General features: G+C 47.7%; 1 protein-coding gene. It reads right to left on the bottom strand.

The window, feature by feature from the left end:
* The coding region (locus A3751_RS22365) for a hypothetical protein (protein WP_068450964.1) at nt 1–923 on the bottom strand (923 nt) is incomplete at both ends.

Here is a 923-nt window from a genome sequence, read left to right as displayed (position 1 = left end):
AGTGTGCAGAAATAGTCCAGTTAGTGTAGCTCTCGATGTCAGTCCAATACAACTCACCGATTGAAGTACCAGTGTCACCGAATGACAATGCACCGATCTCCATATCACCTTTAAAGGTAGTGTTGATCGCTACGCCGTCTAGCCCAAGGTCGTTAGCCATTGCTACTGGGTTAGCGTAAGCCGCTCCTCCAGCTGCTGCAGCAAGACCCGCCGCATCAAACCCAGCCGTGTTGCGCACTGCAAAGATCTGACGGTTGGACTGTGCAAAACCGAACGCGAAGTTCCCGTTAAGATCCGTTACGTCGCCTCGAACATTGTTAATTTTCAAATCAGTGATTTGAACACCAGCAATATCCAGGTAAACATCAAGATCGGTCACGTTAACGTAAGTGTTCCAGTTGATCTTCGAATCTGCCGCGCCAATTGTAGGCGTTGCAGTACCAGTACCGAAACCATTACCTTTGTTTTCGATATGGATATCAACAGGCCCAAGATAACCATTGATAGAAAGATCAGAGATCAATACTGTAGTGCCAGCGTCGCCATCAGGATCGATACCGTTTGCAGTGTGCCCAGTAAAGTTATCACCAATTGAATCTCCCGCAGCAAACGTTGAATCAGCAAGGCCGATTGCATCAATGCTGAAGTTGAAATCCTTTCCTTTCGTCCAGCCATTACCGAACAAATCATCAAAAGTAACGTCGCCAAGCGCTGATGCTGCACCAGCGTTCAAGGTCGAATCAGTGGACATCAACACGTCTAAGCCACCAAGCTTCTCCCACGCATCTTTGTAACTAACGTGGATCAGCAAATCACCATCACCATAGGTCTTTTTGCCTTCAATAGACATAGGCCCAGTAGTAGTCGCATTCGCCTGAATAAGACCTGCCGATATCGCATCCGTTACCGTGATTTGTCCCGAC

Source organism: Oleiphilus sp. HI0080 (assembly GCF_001635135.1).
This window is presented reverse-complemented; position numbering and strand designations above follow the sequence as displayed.